Here is a 23,451-nt window from a genome sequence, read left to right as displayed (position 1 = left end):
GTCTGTGATTACCCAACCTGAGCTTCTTCTGTTATAATTTGTAGGGGGAAAGGGGAATGTTTTGAATGGAATCCAGACAAGATCGTCACCGTAAACCGAAAAAAGAGCGTGCAGCATTGAAGAAAATGCCGCTCAAAGTGATGGGGGGACTGACACTGGCTGCAGCCGTTTGTTTCGCTATTGGAATTGGCGCTTCGTACTGGTCATCCCATAGCCGAACGACGGAAGAGGCGGAGTCAGCTGCATCGCCGGTCCCAACGGGAACAACGCAACCTGTGAAGCCTGCGAGTTCATCAGGAGCAAAATCTACAGCTAAGCCTAGTCCAGAATCTACACCAAAGGCTGTCACTGTGTCGCCGTCCCCAAATGTATCGGACAAGCCGGCAGGCAGCGGTGGTCAAGTGAGACTATCCTTTGTGGGGGATGTCATTATGGCCTCTAAAGTGGAAGATATTTTGACGCAAAAAGGCTACGATTATCCGTATACGAATGTAAAAGACTACCTGAGCAAGCCGGATTTCACTATCGCCAATTTGGAAACACCCATAACGACTAGAGGCACAGTTCAAAATAAGGAATACGTCTATCGTTCCTCACCGCTGGCTTTACCGCCCCTGAAAGCCGCAGGCGTAGATATCGTGAATTTGGCGAATAACCATGTCATGGATTATGGTCCCGAGGGCTTGCAAGATACGCTGAATGCGCTGGATCAAGAAGGGATCGAGCACGTTGGTGCTGGTAAAAATACGGAAGAAGCCTATAAGCCGGTCATTGTAGAAAAAAACGGCATAAAGATTGCTGTCTTCGGTTTTAGCCGTGTTGTGCCGGAAGCTTCCTGGAAAGCGGGTCCCAATCACCTGGGGGTTGCTGAGACCTATAATTACAAACCGCCGGTAGAAGCGATTCAAAAGGCCAAAGCCAGTGCTGATCTCGTCGTTGTTGTTGCCCATTGGGGCGTTGAAAGAAGCGATCATCCCGATAAAAATCAGACCGATTTGGCTCATCGTTACATCGATGCCGGCGCTGACTTGATTGTTGGCGGCCATCCTCATGTAATGCAAGGCTTTGAGCAATACAAGGGCAAGTGGATTGCCTACAGCTTGGGTAATTTCATTTTCACTACCAATGACAATCCCAAAACGTGGGAGACGGTTATTTTGGAAGCCGCATGCACCAAAGATAAATCCTGCAATCTCCACCTTGTGCCGATTTTAACCAAATCTGCACTGCCCACACCGATGAACCAGGAAGATGGCATCAAGCTGTTTCAGCGATTAAGCCAGATTTCCATTGGGGCTCGTGTGGACGATAATGGCCAAGTAAGCAAGAAATAAGACAGAGGAGCAATGAACAAACATGACAGAAGCTATTCGCAATATTTACTGTGTAGGCCGCAATTACCGCGCACATGCAGCAGAGCTGGGGAACGATGTTCCGGATCAGCCGATGATTTTCACGAAACCAACGCATGCTCTTGCTCCCATGCAAGGGGGAGAATTGACGCTTCCTGCCGATCAAGGCGAGATTCACTATGAAACAGAGCTAGTCCTACATATCGCAAAGCCTTATACAGCAGGCATCCAAGTAGATGAGCTTGTTGATAAATATGCGCTTGGTATTGATTTTACCCTTCGGGATGTGCAGAATGTCATTAAGAAAAAAGGTCAACCTTGGCTGCCTGCCAAAGGTTTCCTCAACTCAGCGGCGATTAGCGCATTTCGTCCATTCCCTGGAGCTGCTAAGCTGACGGAAACGAACTTTCAGCTGCGCCAGAATGGCAGCACGGTTCAGAACGGCAATATCAGCAATATGATCTTCGATCTGCAAACCATTGTGGATTACATTGCTAAGCATTATGGTCTTGGCGCTGGAGACATCATTTATACCGGGACACCGGAAGGCGTTGGTCCTATTCGTGATGGGGATCGGTTGGAATTGATTTGGGGCGAAGAAGTATTCGCTGCGGCGACGATTCGCGCTTAAAAGGCAAAGGCAGTCTCTCAAAGTCGATAAGGACTAGAGAAACTGCCTTTTATTTGGGCTATACATCATCTGGATCTACTAAAGCAGCATCGGAGTATTCTTCGCGAACACGAAGAATAGCGGGTAATTGCTCGAAGAAGACATCGACAATTTGCGGGTCAAAATGTTGACCGCGCTCTTCTTTGAACAAGTGCAAGATGCGATCGAGCTCCCAAGCTTTCTTGTATACTCGTTCACTGCCGAGGGCGTCAAACACATCCGCAAGTGCAGTAATTCGACCGAAAATATGAATGTCCTCCCCGCTGATTCCACGTGGATAGCCACGTCCATTCCATTTCTCATGATGCTCATAAGCGACAACAGCAGCTGTTTTAAGAATATGGCGTTTTGAATTTTTGAGTAGATTGTAGCCAATCACCGTATGATTCTGCATCAATTTAAATTCATCTTCCGTGAGTTTTCCAGGTTTGTTCAGCACGCTGTCGGGGATGGCTACTTTGCCAATATCGTGCATAGGGGAGGCCATTTTGAGAAGTTCAGCATCTTCTTGACTCATCTTTAAACCGAGCGCCAGCAAATAAGAATACTCCGCTACGCGCTTGACATGGTTGCCTGTCTCTTGGGACCTGCTCTCGCCAATTTCCCCCATTCTGAAAATAATTTCCTTTTGCGTTTCTTCGATTTCGCTTGTCAGCAAGGCGGATTCCAGTGATTTGCCTGCATAGGAGGAAGCCAAGGTTAAATATTCCATATCTTTATCGGAGAATTGCTCGCACGCGGTCAGCTTATTAATGGCTTGATACGCGCCCATAATTTCCCCTTGACTGTTGCGGAACGGAATAACCATGAGGGCCTTGGTGCGGTAGCCCGTTTGTTGGTCAGTTCGCAAAGCGCCATTCAGGAGATACGGTTTATATTCTTCATTTGTATAAGCGTCATCAATAAATACAGCTTTATCATAAGTGACGGCATACCCAACAAGGCCGGCATTGCTTGGAATACGGATTTCATCGAGGCCATGAGCCACTTTGGACCATAGCTCATTCTTGGCCGTATCCAGCAGCCAGACGGTACACCGATCAGAGACAATCATTTCGCGTCCCATATCAGCCATCAACATAAGTACATTGTCAAGTGTTCGTTCATTCGCAATTTTGGCTGCATAATCAAATATGACACGCAGCATTTCTTGGGGATCCAGGTCTTCCTTTTGGGGTGGTAGATTGAATTGATCGTGCTCCATGTCAGCCTCCTTGCTTATCGAAATTAGTTTACCATATATTCCTCTCGGATAGGTTGCTTTCCTGCCTGAATCCACGATTTATGCAATTTTTTGTCGAAAATTAATATTTCTTTATGAAAAATGAAGTTGCCTAATGACCTATGCTATTATCATAATAAATGGATAGTGGAAGATGGTGCAGCTTATGGCTTGGATTTGGGGATTGGCAGGAAGTCTGCTGATTTCAGGTGCTGCATACTGGAAAAGGTCACTTTCCTTATCTGGTATGATTTCCGCAGTTGTATTGGGAACTATGATGTTTGCGCTTGGCAGTCTAGCTTGGTTCGGGACGCTTATTGCCTTTTTCATCTCATCAACGTTATTATCCAAATGGAAACATCGGCGCAAGGCCGCAGCAGAAAGCGGATATGCCAAAGGCGGACGCCGCGATGCCGGTCAAGTTGCCGCGAATGGCGCGCTTGGCTTATTGCTTTGTATGGGGAATGCCCTATGGCCGGCTCCTGTTTGGTGGGTGTTGTTTGTGGGTGTAATGGCAACGGTCAATGCCGATACTTGGGCAACAGAAATAGGCGGGATGAGCAAAGCTGTACCTCGCTCTGTTCTTCATGGCCGGCGTGTTGCGGCGGGCACATCCGGAGGGATTACCGGACTAGGCTTGCTGGCTTCCTTGCTGGGAGGAGCATTCATTGGTTTAATCGGTGGTTGGTTCAGTCAACTGGGTGATGCGGATCAGACGATCAGCGCACTTCTGACCTTGGCAGCAGTTGGAGCTGTCTCCGGATTCATCGGGGCTCTTGTTGATTCATGGCTTGGCGCTACTGTTCAAGTGATGTATAACTGCAAGGTTTGCGGGAAAACGATAGAGAAACACGTGCATTGTGAGCAGGAAACGAGGCAAATACGCGGTATCAAATGGATGACCAATGATGCGGTGAACGCTATTTCCTCTTTTGTTGGAGGCGCCGTGTGCTTGGGGATAAGTTCATTAATCTCTTTGTAAATAAACAAACACCCCTGCTGCCGCATGTGCAGTAGGGGTGTTTTGGTGCTTACAAGGTCGATGGTTTCGGCTCGACAGCCGCTGTTTCGTCTAGTGGCTGCACGGCAATGGCTGGCATAAGGGCTTCCTGCAGTTGTTTCTCCAACTGCCGGACTTTACGCTGAAGCTTGTACTGGCGCACGATACCGAAGAGGCCAACAATCAAACCGCCTAATAGCGTGGAGGTCAAAATGACAAGGATCAATGGGGTAGACGTCTGAGTGAACAAGAAATTAACTTGGACGTGGTCCACATTAATGACAGCAAATATGGCAGTGATGAGAGCAAATACTAAGGCAGAGATAAGGAACCATTGCATCTTCATTGAGGCATACATCCTTTCATGAGGAAAAGGTTGCAGGCATTCGCCAACAACCTTTCTCTGATCAATTACTTAGTGAGCTCTTCCATTTGATCGAGCAGCGAGCTGAACACGCTCATCGCTTGTTTGATCGGCTCCGGTGTGGACATGTCTACGCCAGCCTTCTTCAAAATATTCAGCGAGTAGTCGCTGCCGCCGCTTTTCAGGAAGCCCAGGTAGCGATCAACAGCAGGTTGGCCCTGATCCAGAATTTGCTTGGCAAAGCTTGTTGCAGCAGAGAAGCCTGTTGCATATTTGTACACATAGAAGCTGTTATAGAAGTGGGGAATACGTGCCCATTCCATCTCAATATCCTGATCAACGACCATGTCTTTCCCATGGTAAAGCTTATTCAGCCCGAAATAAATTTCACTGAACTCTTGAGGTGTCAGCGATTCGCCTTGCTCCGATTTCTCGTGAGTAATCATTTCGAACTCTGCGAACATCGTTTGACGGAAGACCGTTGTCCGGAACTGATCGGCATAGTACGTAAGCAGGTAGAGCTTTTCTTTCGGATCCGTCACACGTTTCAACAAATAGTCCATGAGGAGTGCTTCATTGAGCGTGGAGGCAACTTCCGCCAGGAAAATCGTATACTGCGCATAGCGGTACTCTTGATTTTCGTCGGACAAATAAGAATGGATGGCGTGACCCATTTCATGAGTCAGCGTGAACATGCTGTTCAAGTTGTCTTTATGGTTCAACAAAACGTAAGGGTGTGTGCCGTAAGCACCCCAGCTGTAGGCACCATTGCGTTTGTTTTTGTTCTCATAGACATCAATCCAGTGATTGTCGAAGCCGTCTTGAAGAATTTTTAAGTAGTTTTCACCCAACGGAGCTAAGCTTTTTTTGATTTCTTCTTTGGCTTGTTGGTACGTAATATCCATTTTGAATTCTTCGACCAGCGGCGCGAAGAGGTCATACATATGTAATTCATCGACCTTCAGCAGCTTTTTGCGGAGCTTCAAGTAACGCTGCAGCTGTGGAAGCGAGTCGTGAATAGTGGAAATTAAGTTGGTGTAGACTTCTTTCTTAATGTTGTCCCCGAATAACGTAGATTCCAGAACGGATGGATAGTGGCGAGCTTTGGCATAGAAAATATTTTTGTTGATATTGGCACTGAGTGTAGCGCCAATCGTATTCTTATGGCTGCAGTACGTTTCATATACGGCATGGAAAGCGTTTTTCCGCACTTCGGGATCGCGACTTTCCAAGAATTGAATGTAACTGCCGTGGGTGAGTTCAACTTCCTCGCCTTTTTCATTCTTGATATTCGGGAACTTCAAATCAGCATTGTTCAACATGCTGAAAATCGTACTCGGAGCTCCGGCCATATTGCCCGCTTGGGCAAGCAAAGCTTCTTGCTCTTTCGTCAGTGTATGGGGCTTCTGGCGAATCATTTCTTCAAGTGTATCTTTATAAAAAGCCAAGGAAGGATCGTTCACCAACTGCTGCAGCTTGTCATCCGAGAGGCTTAGAATTTCAGGTGAAATGAAGGAGAGTGCTTCTCCGACTTCGACGCTGATTTTTTTGGCTTTCTCCGATAAGGCTTGATAAGTTGGTTCTGCTGTATCTTCATGATGTTTCATGTTGGCATACACATACAGTCTTTCTGTTTTCAGAGAGACCTCATCTTCCAATTGGAAACATTGTTTCACGGTAGCGGGTTCACTGAGTTTACCTTGGAAAGCGCTAATTTTGCCAAGCGAGCTTTTCACTTCTTGAAATTCCTGTTCCCAAGCCTTCTGATCGGCGAATAAATCTTCCTGATTCCAGCGGTGCTCGGCCGGTACTTGCTTGCGTTCCAATAGTTGAGTCATTGGAGCCCTCCTGTCCTTGTTCTGAGTTTGGGGTCGTTGGTATTCCTTTGCATGCAAATCGGCTGTGGGGATTGAGCTGAGAAGAAGTCCCATTGCCGCAGTCACATAGATCCAGCGCATTGCGGTCACGCTCCCGGCATATTCCCACGTTGAGATTCAGTTGAAATCCCGTATCATGGTTTTCACCTAGTATGACCGTTAACCTATTCATTTATGATTATATGAAAAAGCTGGAAGGAAGTAAATTTACATTCCTGCTCCAAAGAAGCTGATTAAGATAAGGACAAAAGATAACGAGACCATTACGATCGCCAATAAGGCAAGGTACCGTTTCATTTGTGCTGGGAGGCTGTCTTTTTTCATGATTAAAATGATGGCAAGGCAAAAGGATACAAGTACAAATGTGATAATAGAACCGGAATTGGTCATTGATGAATCATCCTTATCCCTATAGAGTATGACGCTTGCTCATAAGCGCATGATAGTTAGTTTCGCTGTAAGAAGCGCAAACTCCTTTTTCATCCAGCGTGCTTCATCGTTCCGTCTGGATTTTCGTTATCGTCATTCTCGGCTTTGACCAGTATTAATTTGCCGCGAGCATCCATTTTCACCGTAAAACGATCTTCCGGAACAATTTGCGCTTCATCGCTTAATTCTTTCGGCAAGGTCAATTGACCGCGATCCCCGACTTCCACCAAATACCCAACCATTTTGGACCATTTGCCTGCGGCCAGCACAACGACGATGAGCAGTCCAATGAACAACCATTTACCAAGCGGATTCGAGTCAAAATAAGGGGAAAGAAAGCTTTCTCCGGTGATCATTTTGCCAGCTGTTAGAACAAGCACGCCCGAACCGATGTAGATGATCCAAGGATATGTTTCGATCCATTTAATGAACAAGGTGCTGCCCCATACCACGATAGGCACACTTACGAGAAGGCCAATAATGACAAGCGAGAAATTACCGTGTGCAGCGCCGGCTACCGCGATGACATTATCAAGGCCCATGACTGCGTCGGCAATAATAATGGTTCGAATGGCTGCCCACATGCTGTCTTTGGCTTGCACATTATCGTGATTTTTCTTCTCGCTAAGGAGCTTATACGAAATCCAGAGGAGCAATATTCCGCCTGCTAACAATAGACCAGGTATTTTCAAAAGCGTGACGACAACCAATGTGGCAAGCGCGCGGATAACGATCGCACCAATCGTTCCCCAGAGGATAACTTGCTTTTGTGTTTCCTTTTTCAAATTGCGGGCAGCCATACCGATAACGATGGCATTGTCTCCTGCAAGCACCAAATCAATTAGGATAATACTGAGCAGCGAGAGGAAAAAACCAGTTGATAACCATTCCATGAACAAACACTCCCTTTAGCATTTTTTTGATAAAAAATAGAGCCTGACACCGATGGAGGTGAAGGCTCTAATTCATCAAAAAAGACCTTCACCAATAAACATGGCAAAGGTCTTGCTAACAACGTTGTCGTTGCCAATAAAGCCGGGATCTGATGAGGATCCGAATTGACGACTTTACTGTATCAGCTACTCCCCTTTGGAGTAAACGCTATGAAGTTAACTTTATTATAAGGATAAGACGAGCCTAAAGTCAAGGCTTGTGTGTAAATGCAAATGAACACCGAATTAGACTGCTTTGAAAGCGTCCATAATGGCTTGCCATTCTTCATCGGTACCTTGGAATTTATCCTTCGCAAAGCGCTCATTCGCCCAGTGCAGCATCGCGGGACGGCCGATAAAGGTATGGCATTCTTCGCCCCATTGATCGCTTATTTCAGTCAGCACAATTTTGGTGCCTTGTACTTCGACATTGAGCATGTTCCATTTGTCTTTTTTGTAAATCGTATGCTTCTTAAAAGGTTGATTTGACAATGTGATTCCTCGTTTCTGCTTGAACGCAAAGATATAGGCAATCGTACCATAAATACAGTTGATTTCCAAACAGGAAGACCTTTAAATTTGCTATTGCGAAGGAAGTTCGTCCTATGCTAAAATTCTCCTAATCCTTTCCATAGGGAAAGGGCTATGAGGCAATCCACGCGATTGCAGAGATGAGCTGAGGAGAGATGAGCATGGAACAGAAGCGTGTTTATGAACAAGTAGGGGTCGCCATGACCTCAAGATCATTCGCAGAGTATGAGAAAATGTTTATGCTGCAGACAGCAGATTTGAGCGGCAAGCGTGTTCTAGATGTAGCAGGCGGTGCGTCTTCGTTCACTACAGAAGCTAGGCAGCTTGGCATTATGGCCGAAGCGGCAGACCCGCTGTACGAGAAGTCTGTGGAAGCTATTACAGAGCATGGATTTCAAGAGATTGAAGTCGTAGCCACGAAGATGGAGAAGCTGCGGGATGTCTACGATTGGAGCTATTACGGCTCCGTCGAACAGCACAAAGCAGGCCGTATCGAGAGTCTGCGACGATTTGCTGAGGATTACTCCCAGAATGACGCAGGAAATAGATACCATGTATCCTATCTTCCAAACTTGCCATTTGAGGACGAGACCTTCGAGCTAGTCTTATGCAGTCATTTTATGTTTTTATATGAAGAACAATTTGATTTTGCATTTCATCAAGCTGCGGTTCGAGAACTGCTCCGTGTCTGCAAGGCTGGTGGTGAGGTGCGAATTTATCCATTGCTTAGTTTTCAAACTTCCGAATATCTTAGGTTGACTGAGTTAATAAGCGGGCTTAATCAGGATGGCTTTTCCGCTGAAAGAAAGGAAGCAAATTTACCCTTTTTACCCAATTCTCATCAATATTTATGCATAATCAAACCGCTGCCTGCATAGGAGGAAACCGTTGGTACATCAACAAATTTTAGCTTATCCACAGCGTTTTGAGCGTTGATTTCTCTTCCTGAGGATGATATAATTTCCTTATTCGTCATAGATGGCGATATTTTTAGGAGGTCGTTCATTTGAAAGGTACAGTGAAATGGTTTAACGCAGAAAAAGGCTACGGTTTCATTTCTGTTGATGGAGGCGACGATGTATTCGTACACTTCTCCGCAATTCAGGGCGAAGGATTCAAAACATTAGAAGAAGGCCAATCCGTTGAGTTCGATATTACTCAAGGCAACCGTGGTCCTCAAGCAGCTAACGTCACCAAGTTATAAGAAATTGGGACTTCCCACTTATAAATAGTGTCATAGCACAAACAACGAAGACAGCATTCCGATTTATTCGGAGCTGTCTTTTTTGCTGTCTTTTTTAACGCTGGGGCTGTCTCAGCGAGAAGTAGCGGCATTTCCACCACCGAGACGGCGTTTTCGGCAGGCTCAGTGCGGCTTTGGTAGGTTTTTAGCTTTTTCCGAGCTTGAGCCTGCCTTTATAGAAGGCTCAGCGGGGGATAGCGGCATTTCCACCACCGAGACGGCGTTTTCGGCAGGCTCAGTGCGGCTTTGAGCGGTTTTGAGCTTTTTCCGAGCCTGAGCCTGCCTTTTTGGAAGGCTCAGCGGGGGATAGCAGCATTTCCACCACCGAGACGGCGTTTTCGGCAGGCTCAGCGCGGCTTTGAGCGGTTTTGAGCTTTTTCCGAGCTTAAGCCTGCTTTTTTGGTAGTCTCAGCGGGGGATAGCAGTATTTCTACCACCGAGACGGCGTTTTCGGCTGGCTCAATGCGGCTTTGGTCGGCTCTGAACCTTTTCCGAGCTTGAGATTTCCAACGGATTTACTTGTCTGTCTGGATTACAGATGCTGTTTAAGTGTGGAGTTGGCGCAAGCTCCCATAGAAAGCATCCCGCAGCTCGTTGAGCTGGTGAGGCTGCCTTTACTTATTGAGGCGGGAATAAACCATTCCATAAAATGTTAATAATTTGTTTAGCGGCTTCGTTTTCGTGCGGAAACATTTTATGGCCGTTTCCATCCCGTGCATGCCCCATCATCAAGAGAGAAGTGTAAGCACGAGCGATGACACGGGCATCAACAGGTCCAATCTCGCCTGACGAGACAGATTTGCTGAATTCCTCCTCGAGCGCGTCTAGAATTCCTTGCTCGGATTTGCGCATGGTGATCATTTGCTCCTCGGAGAGCGTCGCCTCCATTTTACGCATGAAGGAGTGCAGATCGAAATCAATGGCTTTCAAGTGAGCTTCGGTGATGTCCAGAAGCCTTTCACGAAGTGAGGCAGGTTGGCTCAAGCGTTTCAAAGTAACCTGCCTGACATTATCCATCAGCTGGACCATGGAGGCTGTCAGCAAGTCTGATTTGGAGGGATAATAATAATAGACGGAAGCTTTCGTTACCTGACATTCTTTAGCGATATCATCCATGGAAACAGACTCATAGCCCCTGGACAGAAAAAGCGGGATGGACGTCATTAATATTTTTTGAGTGAGAGGCATTTCCCCTTGTGCAGCACGGGGTCTACCGAGTGGTTTCGTTTTTTTATCCATAGTAATCACTCCTGAAAAAAATAAAAATAAAACCAGTTGATTAATTAACTATATAGTATATATAATTAATTGTGTGACTTAAATACTTACGTAACTACAAATAAGCTATAGGAGAGATGTTTCAATATGCATGAAAATCCTCTATTCAGCAAGCTGGGAGCGATCGTGGCCGGTCGTCGCAGCAAATGGATCACTTTGCTCGTTTGGGTTTTACTAACTGGAATTTTATCCATCTTTTTGCCTAACGTCAATTCACAAGAAAATAATGGTGCCAGTAAGCTGCCTATCGACTCTGAGTCGCTTCAAGCAAGCGATACGATGCGGGCGCAATTCCCAAGCGATGAAGGCGTACCTGCTTTGGTCGTCTGGTACCGGGCGGCAGGATTAACAGATCCGGACATCACCGCCATCCAGAAGATTGCGAAGCAGTTGACGGATACGCCACTTACGGCACAAAAAGGCTTGCCTCCGCTGCACCAAATGCCAGCGCAAGCTGTGAAAGCGATGCTTTCGAAAGATGGCACTTTATTGGTTCTGCCGATTTCGTTTGACGAAGGGACAGAAACCGACGTGCTGCAAGCGGATTTGAAGAAACTGCAGGAAATAGCAGCAAATCAGCAAGGCACCGACCCGTTCGCACTTCAAGTTGGCGATGCAGGACTGCATGCCCGGATTACCGGCCCTGTCGGTATTCAAACGGATGCTACCGCCTTGTTCAAAGGGGCTGACTTCGCGCTGCTTCTAGCTACGGTTCTGCTTGTTTTGATCCTGTTGATCGTATTATATCGTTCCCCAATTCTCGCTATCATTCCTCTGGTTGGGGTGGGTTTTGCCTATGGCATCATTTCACCGATTCTTGGTTTTCTGGCCAAACAAGGCTGGATCACTGTAGATGCGCAATCGATTTCGATTATGACGGTTTTATTGTTCGGTGCTGGAACAGACTATTGTCTTTTCTTTGTAGCCAGATATCGGCAAGCTTTATTGGAAGAGAAAGACAAATACGCAGCGCTGCGTGCTTCTTTCGGAGGCGCTGCAGGGGCCATAGGGATGAGCGGTTTAACGGTTATCGTTTCATTGCTCGCTTTGCTTTTTGCCCATTACGGGTCCAATCATTGCTTTGCGATCCCGTTCAGCGTAGCTATTTTCATTATGGCTATAGCCAGTCTAACTCTCGTTCCCGCATTACTTGCTATAATAGGTCGTGTATCCTTTTTTCCGTTTATTCCGTTGACGCCCCAGATGCGTGCTGAGAAAGAAGCTCGCAAAGGGAGCAAGATTCGCGTGCAGAAGCCAGTTGGCAAGATGGGTGCTGCACTAGGACACATCGTAACGGAGAAGCCTAAAAGCGTTCTTGCCGTCAGTCTAATTATCTTAATCGCGCTTGCCGCGTTTGCACCGCAAATTAAATTTACGTATAACATTTTGGAATCTTTCCCATCAACCATGCCTTCTCGCGAAGGGTTTTCGCTGCTCTCCGAGCATGTTTCGCCAGGTTCGCTTGCTCCGGTGAAAATAATTGTCAACACGGAGGGGAAAGAAGCGGATGTGCAGGGAGCCTTATCGAAGCTTCCCTATGCAGCGTCTGTTTCTAAGCCTGTTGACAGTAAAAAGGATGCAGCATACAAAGCCTATGAACTGATTTTTAAAGAAGATCCCTATGCGCTCTCATCGATTGACCGTATTCCGGAAATCCGTTCAACAACGGAGAAGAAGCTGCAAGAAGCGGGATTGTCGACGCCGCAAGTCTGGGTGGGAGGTGAAACCGCTACGCAATATGACACCAAAAGTGTTGTAGAACGCGACACATACATGGTTATTCCGGTTGTCATTATCGTCATTGCCTTGCTGCTGTTAATCTATTTGCGCTCGCTTGTGGCGATGCTCTATCTGATTGCTACGGTTCTACTTTCGTACTTTTCCGCATTGGGAGCAGGGTGGCTCATTCTCCACTACTTCATGGATACCTCGGCTATCCAAGGGTTAATTCCGCTCTATGCGTTCGTATTCCTCGTGGCTTTGGGGGAGGATTACAATATATTTATGGTATCTAGCATTTGGCAGGAGCGCAATCGATTGAAGCTGAAGGATGCCATCCGTCTTGGTGTCAGTACGACAAGCAGCGTCATTACATCAGCTGGACTTATTCTGGCAGGAACCTTTGCGGTATTGGCCTCATTGCCGATTCAAGTGCTGGTCCAATTTGGTGTCATTTGCGCCATTGGCGTTATTCTGGATACTTTTATAGTAAGGCCATTCCTTGTGCCTTCGATCACCATGCTGCTGGGAGATTTGTCTTTCTGGCCTGGTAAAATCAAACAACAACCGCAAAGCGGTTTGCAGAAGTAAGCCAAGACCTAACCAAAGAGGCCTCCAAGCCCACTTGTCCAGTGGTTTTGGAGGCCTCTTGCCTTGAAGAGCTGACTAACGATCATATTTAATCCGAGGATCGGCCAGCGAGTACAGAATATCTGTGAGGAGATTAGTTAGAAGCACGATGATAGCAGCCACGAGATTGAGTCCCATTAAGATAGGGTAATCCCGCGAAAGAATGGATAAAAACGTGAGTCTGCCAATGCCTGGCCATTGGAATATTTGTTCAATCACAATGCTTCCACCGAGCAAAATAGGAATTTCGGCTGCGATGACGGTAATGATCGGAACCAAGGCGTTGCGCAGCGCGTGTTTGTTGATTACAACGAAGGGATGCAGTCCTTTGGCATGCGCGGTGCGCATATAATCTTGCTTCAAGACCTCGAGCACGCTGGAGCGTATATAGCGTACTTTCTTGCCGGCGACGACACTGCCAAGTACAAGTACGGGAAGCACCAAATGAATGAGCCGATCCCGTAAGTCCCCCTCATAACCCAAAGTCACCATGCCGCCAGTTGGCAGAAGATGGAGTTTGACTGCAATGACATAGATGAGGGTTAAGCTTAAGAAAAATTGCGGAACAGAGACGCTGATGAAGGAAAAGCCGGTCATTAAGTAATCAAATTTCGTATTTTGCTTCAAGGCGCTTAGAATACCGATTGGGATGGCAATAAGGAGCCCGAACAGCAAGGAGGCAGCGGCTAGCAGCAGCGTAGGACCCAACCGTTCTCCGATGATATGGAGGACAGGCGCATGGGAGCTGAAGGAGTAGCCCAGATTCCCCTGCAGCAAGGCGCCTAACCATTTGATATATTGCGTGAAGAGCGGGGCATTCAGTCCTAGCAGTTCTTTCCGCGCTTGAATGAGCTCCCTGGGGGTATCAGGGTCGATGAACAGCTCAACAGGATTCCCAGGAGCCAAATTAATGATCATAAAATTAAGGATCGTTATGCCTAACAAGACCAGCAAGGATATGAGGAGACGACGAACAATATACGGTGCCATAGGATTTACCTCCATAAGTACTGCCGATCAGTATGTGGAAACTTCCTCCATTCCTTTGCTTTTTCTGCGGGCAATTTCTCGGCGAACGATAGGGGCTACTTCGGTAGCGAGCAATTTGATTGTTGTGGCCACGTTCTCAAAGGGAAGTTCGCCGATGTCGACTTGCAGAATAAAACGGTTATGTCCGATCAGCTCATGCTGAAACAAGATTTTCGCCGCAATTTGCTCAGGCGTTCCTACGGCTAGCCCCTCCTGTGGAGCTGTTACTTTGGCCGGGGCAATATGAGGAATGCCCTCATTGATTTTGGGCTGAAAGCGCCCCACATAATTCTCATAATACCGAGAGAATTCCCGCCATGCCTGTCCAGGTTCCGAAGCGATGCAGCCATGGCTGGCAACTGCTATGGGCAATCTGGAAGCATTGTGCCCCGCTTGCAGTCCGGCTTGTCTGTATGCCTCTGCCATGGATTGAAGCCTTGCTGGATCGCCTGTGAGCAAGGCAAACAGCGCGCCTCTGCCTAGCTTGCCCGCTCGGACAGCGCTCTCTAAGGTGCCGCCCATCCCCAACCAGACAGGCAATTCCTTCTGAAGAGGGCGGGGAACGATGGCAGCATTCGTGAGGCCAGAACGGAATTGCCCCTCCCAAGTTACATTTTCATTCTCCACACATTGCAGCAGCAGATCGATCTTTTCATCGAAAAGAGCTTCATAGCTGGCAAGATCGCAGCCGAATAAGTCGTAAGCATCGAGTGAATTTTTGGCACCGCGACCAGCGACGATTTCGGCACGGCCGGCTGACAGCAGGTCAACCGTTGCATAATCCTCGAATACGCGTACAGGATCCAGGATGCTAAGTACGGTCGTCATGCTCGTTAGCTTGATGCGCTGGGTCACTTGCGCGATAGCCGCTAACACGACGGGGGGAGAGGAAATCGCGAAATCAGGTTTATGGTGCTCGCCTAGGCCGAATACATCAAGACCAACCTCGTCGGCAAGCTTGGCTGCCGCTATGATATCCTGTAATCTTCTCGCAGGGCTTCTTTTCTGTTTGGATACGGGGTCTGCCAGCAGATCCCCAAAGGTGTAAACGCCAAATTCAAATTCTTTGGCAAGAGGTTGGACGACAGTGCTGCTCATAAGGGCTTCCTCCTATTTTAAATCCCATTCATTGACATTGTTGAACATCCCTAATCGCAGAGGTTTACCAACAAGAACCTTCCGAGAAACGGCTGCGATTTTCTTCTCCGTATAGAGACTAAGGTGAGGAAGATCGGTGTGATGGATCTCCTGCAACTGATCGTAGATCAGCTTTCGTTTCGCAGGATCTGTCTCGGATTCGCCAAGGGTGATTAATTCATCTGCTTGCGGATTTTTGTAGCGCGTATAGTTATTGGCGCTGTCGCTTTTTAAATTCGAGAAGTAAGAGCTTGGGTCGATAAAGAAACTTGTATTGTAAATCGCGATATCATAGTCAAATTTACGCACCTTGGCGATCAAGGAAGGATAGTCGTATTTCTCCGCTTGCACCTTGAAGCCGGCTTTCTCCAGATTTTCCGCCATTAACTCGGAAGCGTGCTCACGGATGGCGTTGCCTGTAGGAATTAAGACTCGGAGTGGTTTATTGACATCCCAATTCGCTTCTTTCAACAAAGCCTTTGCCTTGTCTGGTTGATAGGTAAACAGCTGTATATTTTTGTTGTAATTCGGATGATTGCCTGGAATGGGGCCATCGACAACACTGCCTTGTCCCTTCAGCAGTTGGCTGACGAGAAGCTCCCGATTGAGCGCGTACGGGATAGCCTGCCTAACTTTCAGAGGCACGGTTTCGGTATTGAAAAAAGCAACAAGCGGCTCAGCGGATTCGGACACGGATACGTCAAAATTAGGCAAAGCTTTCACTTTCTCCAGCTCCGTGATAGGAATCGTGCCAAATGGCAAAGTATTCATATGCAGCTCGCCCGTCTGCAACTGCGGCAGTATCGTTTCAGCCGCAACATCTTTAAAAAATATTTTGTCGAGCTTAGGTACGCCACGATAGTAAGAAGGGTTCTTCGCTACCTCAACGTAAGCGCCTTTGACAAACTTGATGAATTTGAACGGACCAATCGTCACTTCAGGGTTTTGAAAGTAAGGGTGAGCATTGATCTGTTCCACGGGCACATCATTCAAAATATGTTTGGGGATGAAATAGATCTTGTTGGCAAAGCGCTCCTGCAGGACGGTCAAAGCGATCGGCTGCTTCGTTTTGAGTTCGAAGGTCGTACTGTCAATGACTTTAATGCCGCTGATCGTAGACTTGTCCGAATCCAGCTTGCCAGCCGCATTCAGGCCTTCAATAAAGCTGAAATTAAAGGTCGTATCTACCTTTGCATTCAGGGCTGTTTGCAAGGTGAACGTAACATCGTCCGCCGTAAATGGCTGACCATCGTTCCATTTGGCAGCAGGGTCTAGCTTGAAAATAAATGTTTGATTATCTTTGGTTTCAATGGATTTGGCCAGCTTCGGTACAAATTCGAGGTTATCATTCAGATCGTACAAAGGGTCGTTAAAGAGACTGATGACAATAGTTGATGCTCCACTGCCCTGATTATTAATGGGGCTTACCGTTAGCGTTGGACTAAAGGTTGGAATGTAAATGATTTTTTGACCTGCTGAACTTGTGCCTGTAGGCTTCGGAGAGGTCTCGCTCGTTGTCGTTCCAGTGGTCTGCGAGCTGCAGGCTGCAAGAATGAGCAGCAGTGTTGCGAATAGGAAAAGCACAGCATTGCGGTGTGTACGTTGAATTGACAAAATATATCCCTCCACATGTTTGAACAGCGGCTGTTCGTTGCAGCCGTTTTTCTTTATTTTGATTATTCGTACTATTCCAACTGTAATAGTAGATATTAATCATTTCCCAAAGTATAGAGAACTCCAATTTCAATATCCAATATCAAATTTCTAATGATTTATATTGTTCCAAACCTAATAATCTTTTGGGCTGATTCCAAATTCTGGATAGGAAACTTCTATTAGACAGTTGTAAATCAGCAGTGGTAAATTAAGGTACATATTTCATAGTTAGTTTATAGGATTAATCAAAATTATAAGGAGGTTCATTCGAATGAAGTATGTTTATCGCAATATCCTGCTGTATGTGCTGCTTGCGCTCATGCTAGTGATCTCGGCTTGTGGCACTTCCGGGCCAACAGCATCTCCATCAGCATCGTCAGCTCCTGCAACGACACCGAAAGCATCCGATGCCCCTCAGTCCCAAGGGGAGAAAGCCGTCTATGTGGGCATCGTCAATGCACCGATTACGGTAAATCAGATCAATGACCAAGGCGATTCCGCTTCGGATAACGTCATCGCCTTGATTAATGATTCATTGCTGGATCTGAATGAAAAGTTTGAATTCCTGCCCAAGTTGGCGAAATCCGTTGAAACGAAGGACAATCAAACGTTCACGGTTAAGCTAGACCCCGCAGCCAAATGGAATGATGGCAAGCCATTCACAACGGCCGATGTGGCTTTTACCCTGCAAACCGCTTTGCATCCAAAAGTGGAAACGAATTTCAAATTGAACTTTATTGAAGGCGTGAACGAAGCGGGGAAGCTTGCAGAAGGAAAAACAGAAATTAGCGGGCTGAAGATCGTCGACGAGAAGACATTTGAAGTGAAAACGAAGACACCTGTGGATCCCCTCATTTTCAAAGAGCGCTTCGGCACCAAAGTGTTCTTCCTGCCTCAGCATATTCTGAAAGATGTGGCGCCGGAGCAGTTGGCTACTCACCCCTACTTCCAGAAGCCTGATGTGACCATAGGCGCGTTCAAGTTCGCTAACTTTGCGAAGGGCCAATATGTTGAAGTTGCCAAAAATACGAACTATTACCGCGATGTCGCCAAACTAGACAAAATTTTCATCAAAGTTCTGCCGGCGACCAACCTGGTTGCCCAACTCCAAACGGGTGAAATTCAGTTGAATTCCGTGCCCGTTGGACTTATTCCGATTACCGATTATGAGAAGGTGAAAGGTTTCTCTAATGTGGAGCTGGTATCCGGCAACCCGTCTGTTCCGCCGGAGATTTTTTTTAACACAGAAAAAATCAGCGACCCTAAGGTTCGTCAAGCCATTGCCTATGCCCTCAACCGGAGTCTGATTGTTGATCAACTGCTCAAAGGGCAAGGCGAAATTATTGATGGCGGCATTCCGAGCTACCACCCTTACTACAATAAAGACATTCCGAAATACACGTACGATCCGGACAAAGCGAAGAAGCTGCTTCAAGAAGCAAAATGGGACACAAGCAAGCCAATTCAATTCCTTATCCCTGTTGGCAACAAAATTCGTGAGCAAGCAGCTGATATTTTGGTGCAAAATTTAACGGCTGTCGGACTGAAAGTGGACGTCCAGAAATTTGATTTTGCGACATTGATTCAGAAGGTACGCAAAGGCGAATACGATATCACTATTTTTACGCGTGATTTCTATATCGAGCCGAGCTCTTACTTTACCGGGTTCAAAAGCGACAATGCGAGCAACATTACGAAGTACAAAAGCCCGATTGCCGATGAGTTGATTACGAAAGGAGAGACGGAGTCAGATCCAGCGAAGCGCAAGGATATTTATAATAAGCTGGAGGACACGCTGCATCAGGATTTGCCGTCGATTGCTGTTTATTCGGAGAAACGGCTGCTGGCGGTAACGAAAAACGTGATCGTGGGCAAACCTTCGGATATCGGAATGTTTAACAATGTGAATCAATGGGATTTGAAGAAATAAGGATTCGGAGGTGATTGTCGATGGGAAAGAAGCAATTGGTCGATTGGCTGGATGAAAATAAGAAGACGTTCGAGGACCAAGCTTTGCAAATTTGGAACCGTCCAGAGGTCGCTTATACGGAGGCGTTTGCTTCCAAGCTGCAAATCTCCGTCCTGCAGGAGGCTGGGTTTACTGTCGTTTCGGGTGTTGGCGACGTGCCGACAGCTTTCGTGGCCGAATATGGCTACGGCTCACCCATTATTGGCATTCTGGGAGAATTCGACGCTTTACCGGGACTGTCCCAGAAGGCCAGCTCTGTTCGGGAGCCGATAATTACCAATGGCCCAGGTCATGGATGCGGTCATAACCTTCTTGGGACTGCAGGCGTAGAGGCCGTGATCGCTCTTAAGGAGCGCCTTGTTCAAGAGAAATTGACAGGGACCATTCGCTATTACGGCTGCCCGGCGGAAGAGGTACTCTCCGGCAAGACGTTCATGGCACGCGCTGGGGTATTCGATGATCTGGATGCTGCATTAACCTGGCATCCCGGTCATTCGAACACGCCGTGGAACATTCCGAGCTCGGCGCTTACATCGGTTGAATTTTTCTTCAAAGGCAGGGCCGCTCATGCTGGCGCTGCCCCTCATTTAGGGCGGAGCGCGCTGGATGCCGTTGAATTGACGAACATTGGGGCGAATTATTTGCGAGAACACGTCATTGACGGCTCGCGTATTCATTACACCATTACCAATGGGGGTGAAGCGCCTAATATCGTTCCGGACAAGGCAAGTGTTTGGTACTACCTGCGCGGAGCGAATCGAGCGCATGTGGATGAATTGCTTGAACGTCAGATCAAGATTGCTCAAGGCGCTGCTCTTATGACTGAAACGGAAGTCACGTGGGAAATCAAAGCCGGCGCTTATGATCTGAATGTGAATGAAACCTTGAATGATCTGCTGTTTAACCAGAAAGATGAAGCGGGGCCGCTTCTGTTCACAGAGGAAGATTTGGCGTTAGCGGGCGCATTGGCTGCAACACTGGAGCCTTCTTTGCAGCAATACGCCAAGAAGCGGCAGAAGGAACTAGGCTTGGCAGAAGATGACCTCCTGCCAACTTCATTCGTTAATTATAAGCCAACTGGTCCAACTACCGGCGGGGGCTCTACGGATGTGGGCGATGTATCCTGGATTGCCCCAACCGGTCAAATCATGACAACTTGCGCCCCGTTTGGTGTTCAGGTGCATACTTGGCAGGCGACGGCTGCCTTCGGTTCATCGATCGGATTAAAAGGCATGCATCATGCCGCCAAGCTGCTGGCGCTATCCACCTATGAGCTGCTGACGGATGGAGGGAGCTTGCTAAGTCTGGCTCAAGCTGAGTTTCAAAAAAAGACGCAAGGGAAGCCGTACCTGCCAGCTATTCCTGTTGAGGTCAAAGCGCCAGTTCTCGTTTGAGGCTGCTTGCTGGTGGGCAGTGTCGATGCGCTACTACATATGAAAAGACGGTGTGGAAGATGACGTATTTGCTGGAAATTGACCGGCTCCAGACGGTCTTTCGGACGGGAAAGGAAGAAGTAATATCGGTCGATGAAATCAGCTTCAAGCTTAAAGCCGGGGAAACCATTGGGATTGTTGGAGAATCGGGCTGCGGGAAAAGCGTAACTTCGTTATCAGTGATGGGGCTTCTAGGTCAAAATGGGCGAATTAAGCAAGGAGAGATTCACTTCGACGGCTCCAATTTGGCCGCTTGGTCAGAATCCGAGCTGCGGCGCTTGCGGGGCAAGGACATTGCCATGATTTTTCAAGAGCCGATGAGCTCATTGAATCCTGTTCTGACCATTGGGAATCAACTGGTAGAAATGATTCGGCAGCATACCAGCCACTCGCGGAAAGAAGCGAAGGCATACGCTGTCCAAATGCTTCGCAAAGTCGGTCTGCCCCGTGCTGAAGATGTCATGGAAGTATACCCGCATACGCTGTCAGGCGGCATGCGTCAACGGATTATGATTGCGATGGCTTTATCCTGCAAGCCCAAGCTGCTCATTGCGGATGAGCCAACGACTGCCCTTGATGTAACGATTCAAGCGCAAATTCTGGAACTTATGAAGGAACTTCGTGAGGAAAGCGGCGCTGCGATTATGCTCATTACCCACGATTTGGGCGTCGTAGCGGAAATGGCGGACAAAGTGGTTGTTATGTATGCAGGCCAAATTGTAGAGGAAGCGGATGTGTTCACACTGTTTCGGGAACCGCAGCATCCCTATACGAAGGGACTGCTCAACTCCATCCCGCGATTAGAAGGAGAAGGGGGGCGTCTCACCGCCATCCCAGGCACGGTGCCATCCCTTCAGCGCATGCCGGCAGGCTGCCGGTTTCATACACGCTGTACGCTCGCTACCGAGCGATGTCAACAGCACCAGCCTGACTTGCAAGCAGTAGGTGTTGAGCATCTTGTGAGATGCTGGGTCGCTCAGGAACAGGCTGCGGATCAACCCACGCATTCCACATCCACAGGAGGTCGGCGTATGACAACGAACACCCCCTTGCTGCAAATCGATCGACTAAAGACGTACTATCCAATAAAAAAAGGCGTTTTATCCCGGACAGTGGGACACGTCAAAGCGGTTGACGATGTAAGTCTCGCCATTTATGAAGGGGAAACGGTTGGACTCGTTGGTGAATCGGGCTGCGGCAAATCAACGATCGGTCGCTCGATTGTACGGCTGGAAGACCCGTTCGAAGGCCGCATTCTTTTTCAAAACGAGGATATTACCCATATTTCACAAAGAGAACTGAAGCCGATTCGTACTCGTCTGCAAATCATTTTTCAAGACCCATATTCCTCACTGAATCCCCGCAAAAGAATCAATGACATCTTGGCTGAGCCATTCATTGCTCATCGTTTGGTGGACAGACAACAGGTGCAGGGAGAGGTAGATCGGCTGCTTGATTTGGTTGGCTTGCCGCGTGCCTACAAGCAAAGATACCCGCATGAGTTTTCTGGAGGCCAACGCCAACGGATTGGAATTGCCCGTGTGATCTCGTTTCAGCCCAAGCTGGTTGTATGTGACGAGCCGGTATCGGCGCTTGACGTATCGATCCAGGCGCAAATTCTGAATCTGCTTGCGGATTTGCAAAAAGAGCTGAAATTGACCTACTTATTCATTGCTCATGGCATCGGAGCCGTTCAATATATCAGCACACGGGTTGCTGTCATGTATTTAGGCAAAATTGTGGAAATTGGACGTAAGGAGGAAGTATTCCAACGTCCTAAGCATCCGTACACCCAGATTCTGCTGAATGCCTATCCAGCGCCTGACCCTACCTTGCGGTCGAATAAGCGGCTAATCATTCAAGGGGACGTGCCTAGTCCGGCTAATCCTCCGGCAGGCTGCCGTTTTCATACACGCTGCCCCTATGTCCAGCAGCTTTGTCGGCACGAAGAACCGCCGCTTACAGCTGGAGAGCATGCGGTTGCTTGCCATTTTCCAATAAATTAGAAAATCTTGGGAGGGGATGTGCGATCCTTCATTACATCATACGTCGTGTCCTTATCGCCATACCGGTCTTGTTTGGCATCTCGGTCATTAACTTTTTCATTATTAAACTAGCGCCAGGAAATCCAGTGGATATGTTCATCGATCCGAATACGCCCAAGGAATTGCTGGAAATGAGGAAAAATTTGCTTGGACTTAATGATCCCTTGTTTCTGCAATACGTCAAGTGGCTGTTCAATTTACTTCACGGTCAACTTGGTTATTCTTTCAGTTCCTACGCTCCGGTTACCAAAATGATTGGCCAATGCATTGGTCCTACATTGCTGCTGTCATCAAGCGCACTGTTGTTTGGCATTATGATTGCACTGCCGATTGGCATTGTGAGCGCTGTGAAGCAGAATACGAAATTCGATTATTTGATGACGGGGCTGTCCTTTATCGGAACGTCTGTTCCACAGTTTTTTCTGGGGCTTGGACTCATCTATATTGTGGCGGTTCAGCTCAAATGGCTGCCGACGGGCGGGATGACCACACTTGGAGGTACAGGCGGCGTCTGGGATTATGTCCGTCATCTGATTCTCCCTGTTTTCGTGCTGGGGGTTGTGATCGCGGGCAAAAAGGTGAGATATGTAAGAGCCAGTATGCTCGATGTGATGAAGCAAGATTATTTGCGCACAGCGGTTTCCAAAGGGCTTCATCCCTTCTGGGTGACGAACAAGCATGCACTGCGCAATGCGCTGCTCCCGATTATTACGGTGATTGGGATGGAAATCCCGCTGCTGCTTGGAGGGAGCATCCTGATTGAACAGATCTTTCAGTGGCCAGGGATTGGCCAGCTGACCATGCAATCGATTCTCTCCCGCGATTATCCAACGCTGATGGGCTTGAATCTTGTAGCAGCCCTGATTGTGCTGGTGACGAATTTGTTAGCGGATCTGCTGTATTCAGCTGCGGACCCTAGAATTAATTACAACTAA

19 protein-coding genes are annotated in these 23,451 nt (G+C 47.6%); 10 read left to right on the top strand and 9 right to left on the bottom strand.

Annotated features, from left to right (window positions below):
* The first annotated feature begins 65 nt into the window (after positions 1-65).
* On the top strand, positions 66-1,334 hold the full coding sequence (locus BC351_RS16445; RefSeq protein WP_244209035.1) for a CapA family protein: 1,269 nt from the start codon (positions 66-68) through the stop codon (positions 1,332-1,334).
* Positions 1,335-1,356: 22 nt separating this feature from the next.
* Entirely contained in the window at positions 1,357-1,983 is a 627-nt protein-coding gene (locus BC351_RS16440; RefSeq protein ID WP_079413822.1) for a fumarylacetoacetate hydrolase family protein, read from the top strand.
* Between the two features lie 58 nt (positions 1,984-2,041).
* Here BC351_RS16440 and BC351_RS16435 read toward each other — a convergent pair whose 3' ends face one another.
* Positions 2,042-3,226 (bottom strand): HD domain-containing phosphohydrolase, encoded by a 1,185-nt coding sequence (locus tag BC351_RS16435; protein ID WP_079413821.1) that lies wholly within the window; start codon positions 3,224-3,226, stop codon positions 2,042-2,044.
* Positions 3,227-3,410: 184 nt separating this feature from the next.
* On the opposite strand from BC351_RS16435, the gene BC351_RS16430 reads away from it, so the two are divergent.
* Positions 3,411-4,226 (top strand): DUF92 domain-containing protein, encoded by an 816-nt coding sequence (locus tag BC351_RS16430; protein WP_144028423.1) that lies wholly within the window; start codon positions 3,411-3,413, stop codon positions 4,224-4,226.
* 49 nt (positions 4,227-4,275) lie between these two features.
* Here BC351_RS16430 and BC351_RS16425 read toward each other — a convergent pair whose 3' ends face one another.
* The 4 genes from BC351_RS16425 to BC351_RS16405 all read right to left on the bottom strand — a co-directional run bounded on the left by BC351_RS16425 (position 4,276) and on the right by BC351_RS16405 (position 8,284).
* Positions 4,276-4,590, bottom strand: a complete 315-nt coding sequence (locus tag BC351_RS16425; protein ID WP_079413819.1) for a LapA family protein — start codon at positions 4,588-4,590, stop codon at positions 4,276-4,278.
* A gap of 65 nt (positions 4,591-4,655) precedes the next feature.
* Positions 4,656-6,446 carry an oligoendopeptidase F gene (pepF, locus tag BC351_RS16420; RefSeq protein ID WP_244209034.1) on the bottom strand — a complete coding sequence of 597 codons (1,791 nt, stop codon included), beginning with the start codon at positions 6,444-6,446 and terminating at the stop codon, positions 4,656-4,658.
* Positions 6,447-6,964: 518 nt separating this feature from the next.
* Positions 6,965-7,807, bottom strand: coding sequence for a TerC family protein (locus tag BC351_RS16410; RefSeq protein ID WP_079413816.1), 843 nt, complete (start codon positions 7,805-7,807; stop codon positions 6,965-6,967).
* Positions 7,808-8,092: 285 nt separating this feature from the next.
* Positions 8,093-8,284: a hypothetical protein gene (locus tag BC351_RS16405; protein WP_079413842.1), complete on the bottom strand. Its 192-nt coding sequence runs from the start codon at positions 8,282-8,284 to the stop codon at positions 8,093-8,095.
* 254 nt (positions 8,285-8,538) lie between these two features.
* Between BC351_RS16405 and BC351_RS16400 the strand changes: the two genes are divergently transcribed.
* The gene (locus BC351_RS16400) at positions 8,539-9,255 is read left to right on the top strand and encodes a class I SAM-dependent methyltransferase (RefSeq protein ID WP_079413815.1); all 717 of its coding nucleotides are present in this window, start codon (positions 8,539-8,541) and stop codon (positions 9,253-9,255) included.
* Positions 9,256-9,383: 128 nt separating this feature from the next.
* Positions 9,384-9,581 carry a cold shock domain-containing protein gene (locus BC351_RS16395; protein WP_028556542.1) on the top strand — a complete coding sequence of 66 codons (198 nt, stop codon included), beginning with the start codon at positions 9,384-9,386 and terminating at the stop codon, positions 9,579-9,581.
* A 657-nt stretch (positions 9,582-10,238) separates the two neighbouring features.
* On the opposite strand, the gene BC351_RS16390 is transcribed toward BC351_RS16395, so the two are convergent.
* Positions 10,239-10,859 (bottom strand): TetR/AcrR family transcriptional regulator, encoded by a 621-nt coding sequence (locus BC351_RS16390; protein ID WP_079413814.1) that lies wholly within the window; start codon positions 10,857-10,859, stop codon positions 10,239-10,241.
* Between the two features lie 126 nt (positions 10,860-10,985).
* Between BC351_RS16390 and BC351_RS16385 the strand changes: the two genes are divergently transcribed.
* Positions 10,986-13,208 (top strand): MMPL family transporter, encoded by a 2,223-nt coding sequence (locus BC351_RS16385; protein WP_079413813.1) that lies wholly within the window; start codon positions 10,986-10,988, stop codon positions 13,206-13,208.
* Positions 13,209-13,283: 75 nt separating this feature from the next.
* Here BC351_RS16385 and BC351_RS16380 read toward each other — a convergent pair whose 3' ends face one another.
* Genes BC351_RS16380 through BC351_RS16370 form a run of 3 tightly spaced genes read right to left on the bottom strand, consistent with a single transcriptional unit; the run spans position 13,284 to position 17,027 of the window.
* Entirely contained in the window at positions 13,284-14,237 is a 954-nt protein-coding gene (locus BC351_RS16380) for an ABC transporter permease (protein ID WP_208629739.1), read from the bottom strand.
* A gap of 27 nt (positions 14,238-14,264) precedes the next feature.
* Positions 14,265-15,374 (bottom strand): LLM class flavin-dependent oxidoreductase, encoded by a 1,110-nt coding sequence (locus BC351_RS16375; protein ID WP_079413812.1) that lies wholly within the window; start codon positions 15,372-15,374, stop codon positions 14,265-14,267.
* Between the two features lie 12 nt (positions 15,375-15,386).
* Positions 15,387-17,027, bottom strand: a complete 1,641-nt coding sequence (locus BC351_RS16370) for an ABC transporter substrate-binding protein (RefSeq protein ID WP_244209033.1) — start codon at positions 17,025-17,027, stop codon at positions 15,387-15,389.
* 313 nt (positions 17,028-17,340) lie between these two features.
* On the opposite strand from BC351_RS16370, the gene BC351_RS16365 reads away from it, so the two are divergent.
* Genes BC351_RS16365 through BC351_RS16350 form a run of 4 tightly spaced genes read left to right on the top strand, consistent with a single transcriptional unit; the run spans position 17,341 to position 23,451 of the window.
* Positions 17,341-18,999 carry an ABC transporter substrate-binding protein gene (locus BC351_RS16365; RefSeq protein ID WP_079413811.1) on the top strand — a complete coding sequence of 553 codons (1,659 nt, stop codon included), beginning with the start codon at positions 17,341-17,343 and terminating at the stop codon, positions 18,997-18,999.
* Between the two features lie 20 nt (positions 19,000-19,019).
* Entirely contained in the window at positions 19,020-20,432 is a 1,413-nt protein-coding gene (locus BC351_RS16360; protein ID WP_079413810.1) for an amidohydrolase, read from the top strand.
* A 59-nt stretch (positions 20,433-20,491) separates the two neighbouring features.
* On the top strand, positions 20,492-22,477 hold the full coding sequence (locus tag BC351_RS43920; protein ID WP_079413809.1) for an ABC transporter ATP-binding protein: 1,986 nt from the start codon (positions 20,492-20,494) through the stop codon (positions 22,475-22,477).
* Positions 22,478-22,500: 23 nt separating this feature from the next.
* Positions 22,501-23,451, top strand: a complete 951-nt coding sequence (locus BC351_RS16350; RefSeq protein ID WP_167388026.1) for an ABC transporter permease — start codon at positions 22,501-22,503, stop codon at positions 23,449-23,451.

It is taken from the genome of Paenibacillus ferrarius (genome assembly GCF_002027705.1).
Classification (GTDB): domain Bacteria; phylum Bacillota; class Bacilli; order Paenibacillales; family NBRC-103111; genus Paenibacillus_E; species Paenibacillus_E ferrarius.
This window is presented reverse-complemented; position numbering and strand designations above follow the sequence as displayed.

What these genes read in the sequence shown, in the direction of transcription:
- BC351_RS16445 (WP_244209035.1), top strand. Translation starts at nt 66, where the DNA reads ATGGAATCCAGACAAGATCGTCACCGTAAACCGAAAAAAGAGCGTGCA.
- BC351_RS16440 (WP_079413822.1), top strand. Translation starts at nt 1,357, where the DNA reads ATGACAGAAGCTATTCGCAATATTTACTGTGTAGGCCGCAATTACCGC.
- BC351_RS16435 (WP_079413821.1), bottom strand. Translation starts at nt 3,226, where the DNA reads ATGGAGCACGATCAATTCAATCTACCACCCCAAAAGGAAGACCTGGAT.
- BC351_RS16430 (WP_144028423.1), top strand. Translation starts at nt 3,411, where the DNA reads ATGGCTTGGATTTGGGGATTGGCAGGAAGTCTGCTGATTTCAGGTGCT.
- BC351_RS16425 (WP_079413819.1), bottom strand. Translation starts at nt 4,590, where the DNA reads ATGAAGATGCAATGGTTCCTTATCTCTGCCTTAGTATTTGCTCTCATC.
- pepF (WP_244209034.1), bottom strand. Translation starts at nt 6,446, where the DNA reads ATGACTCAACTATTGGAACGCAAGCAAGTACCGGCCGAGCACCGCTGG.
- BC351_RS16410 (WP_079413816.1), bottom strand. Translation starts at nt 7,807, where the DNA reads ATGGAATGGTTATCAACTGGTTTTTTCCTCTCGCTGCTCAGTATTATC.
- BC351_RS16405 (WP_079413842.1), bottom strand. Translation starts at nt 8,284, where the DNA reads ATGCTCAATGTCGAAGTACAAGGCACCAAAATTGTGCTGACTGAAATA.
- BC351_RS16400 (WP_079413815.1), top strand. Translation starts at nt 8,539, where the DNA reads ATGGAACAGAAGCGTGTTTATGAACAAGTAGGGGTCGCCATGACCTCA.
- BC351_RS16390 (WP_079413814.1), bottom strand. Translation starts at nt 10,859, where the DNA reads ATGGATAAAAAAACGAAACCACTCGGTAGACCCCGTGCTGCACAAGGG.
- BC351_RS16385 (WP_079413813.1), top strand. Translation starts at nt 10,986, where the DNA reads ATGCATGAAAATCCTCTATTCAGCAAGCTGGGAGCGATCGTGGCCGGT.
- BC351_RS16380 (WP_208629739.1), bottom strand. Translation starts at nt 14,237, where the DNA reads ATGGCACCGTATATTGTTCGTCGTCTCCTCATATCCTTGCTGGTCTTG.
- BC351_RS16375 (WP_079413812.1), bottom strand. Translation starts at nt 15,374, where the DNA reads ATGAGCAGCACTGTCGTCCAACCTCTTGCCAAAGAATTTGAATTTGGC.
- BC351_RS16365 (WP_079413811.1), top strand. Translation starts at nt 17,341, where the DNA reads ATGAAGTATGTTTATCGCAATATCCTGCTGTATGTGCTGCTTGCGCTC.
- BC351_RS16360 (WP_079413810.1), top strand. Translation starts at nt 19,020, where the DNA reads ATGGGAAAGAAGCAATTGGTCGATTGGCTGGATGAAAATAAGAAGACG.
- BC351_RS43920 (WP_079413809.1), top strand. Translation starts at nt 20,492, where the DNA reads ATGACGTATTTGCTGGAAATTGACCGGCTCCAGACGGTCTTTCGGACG.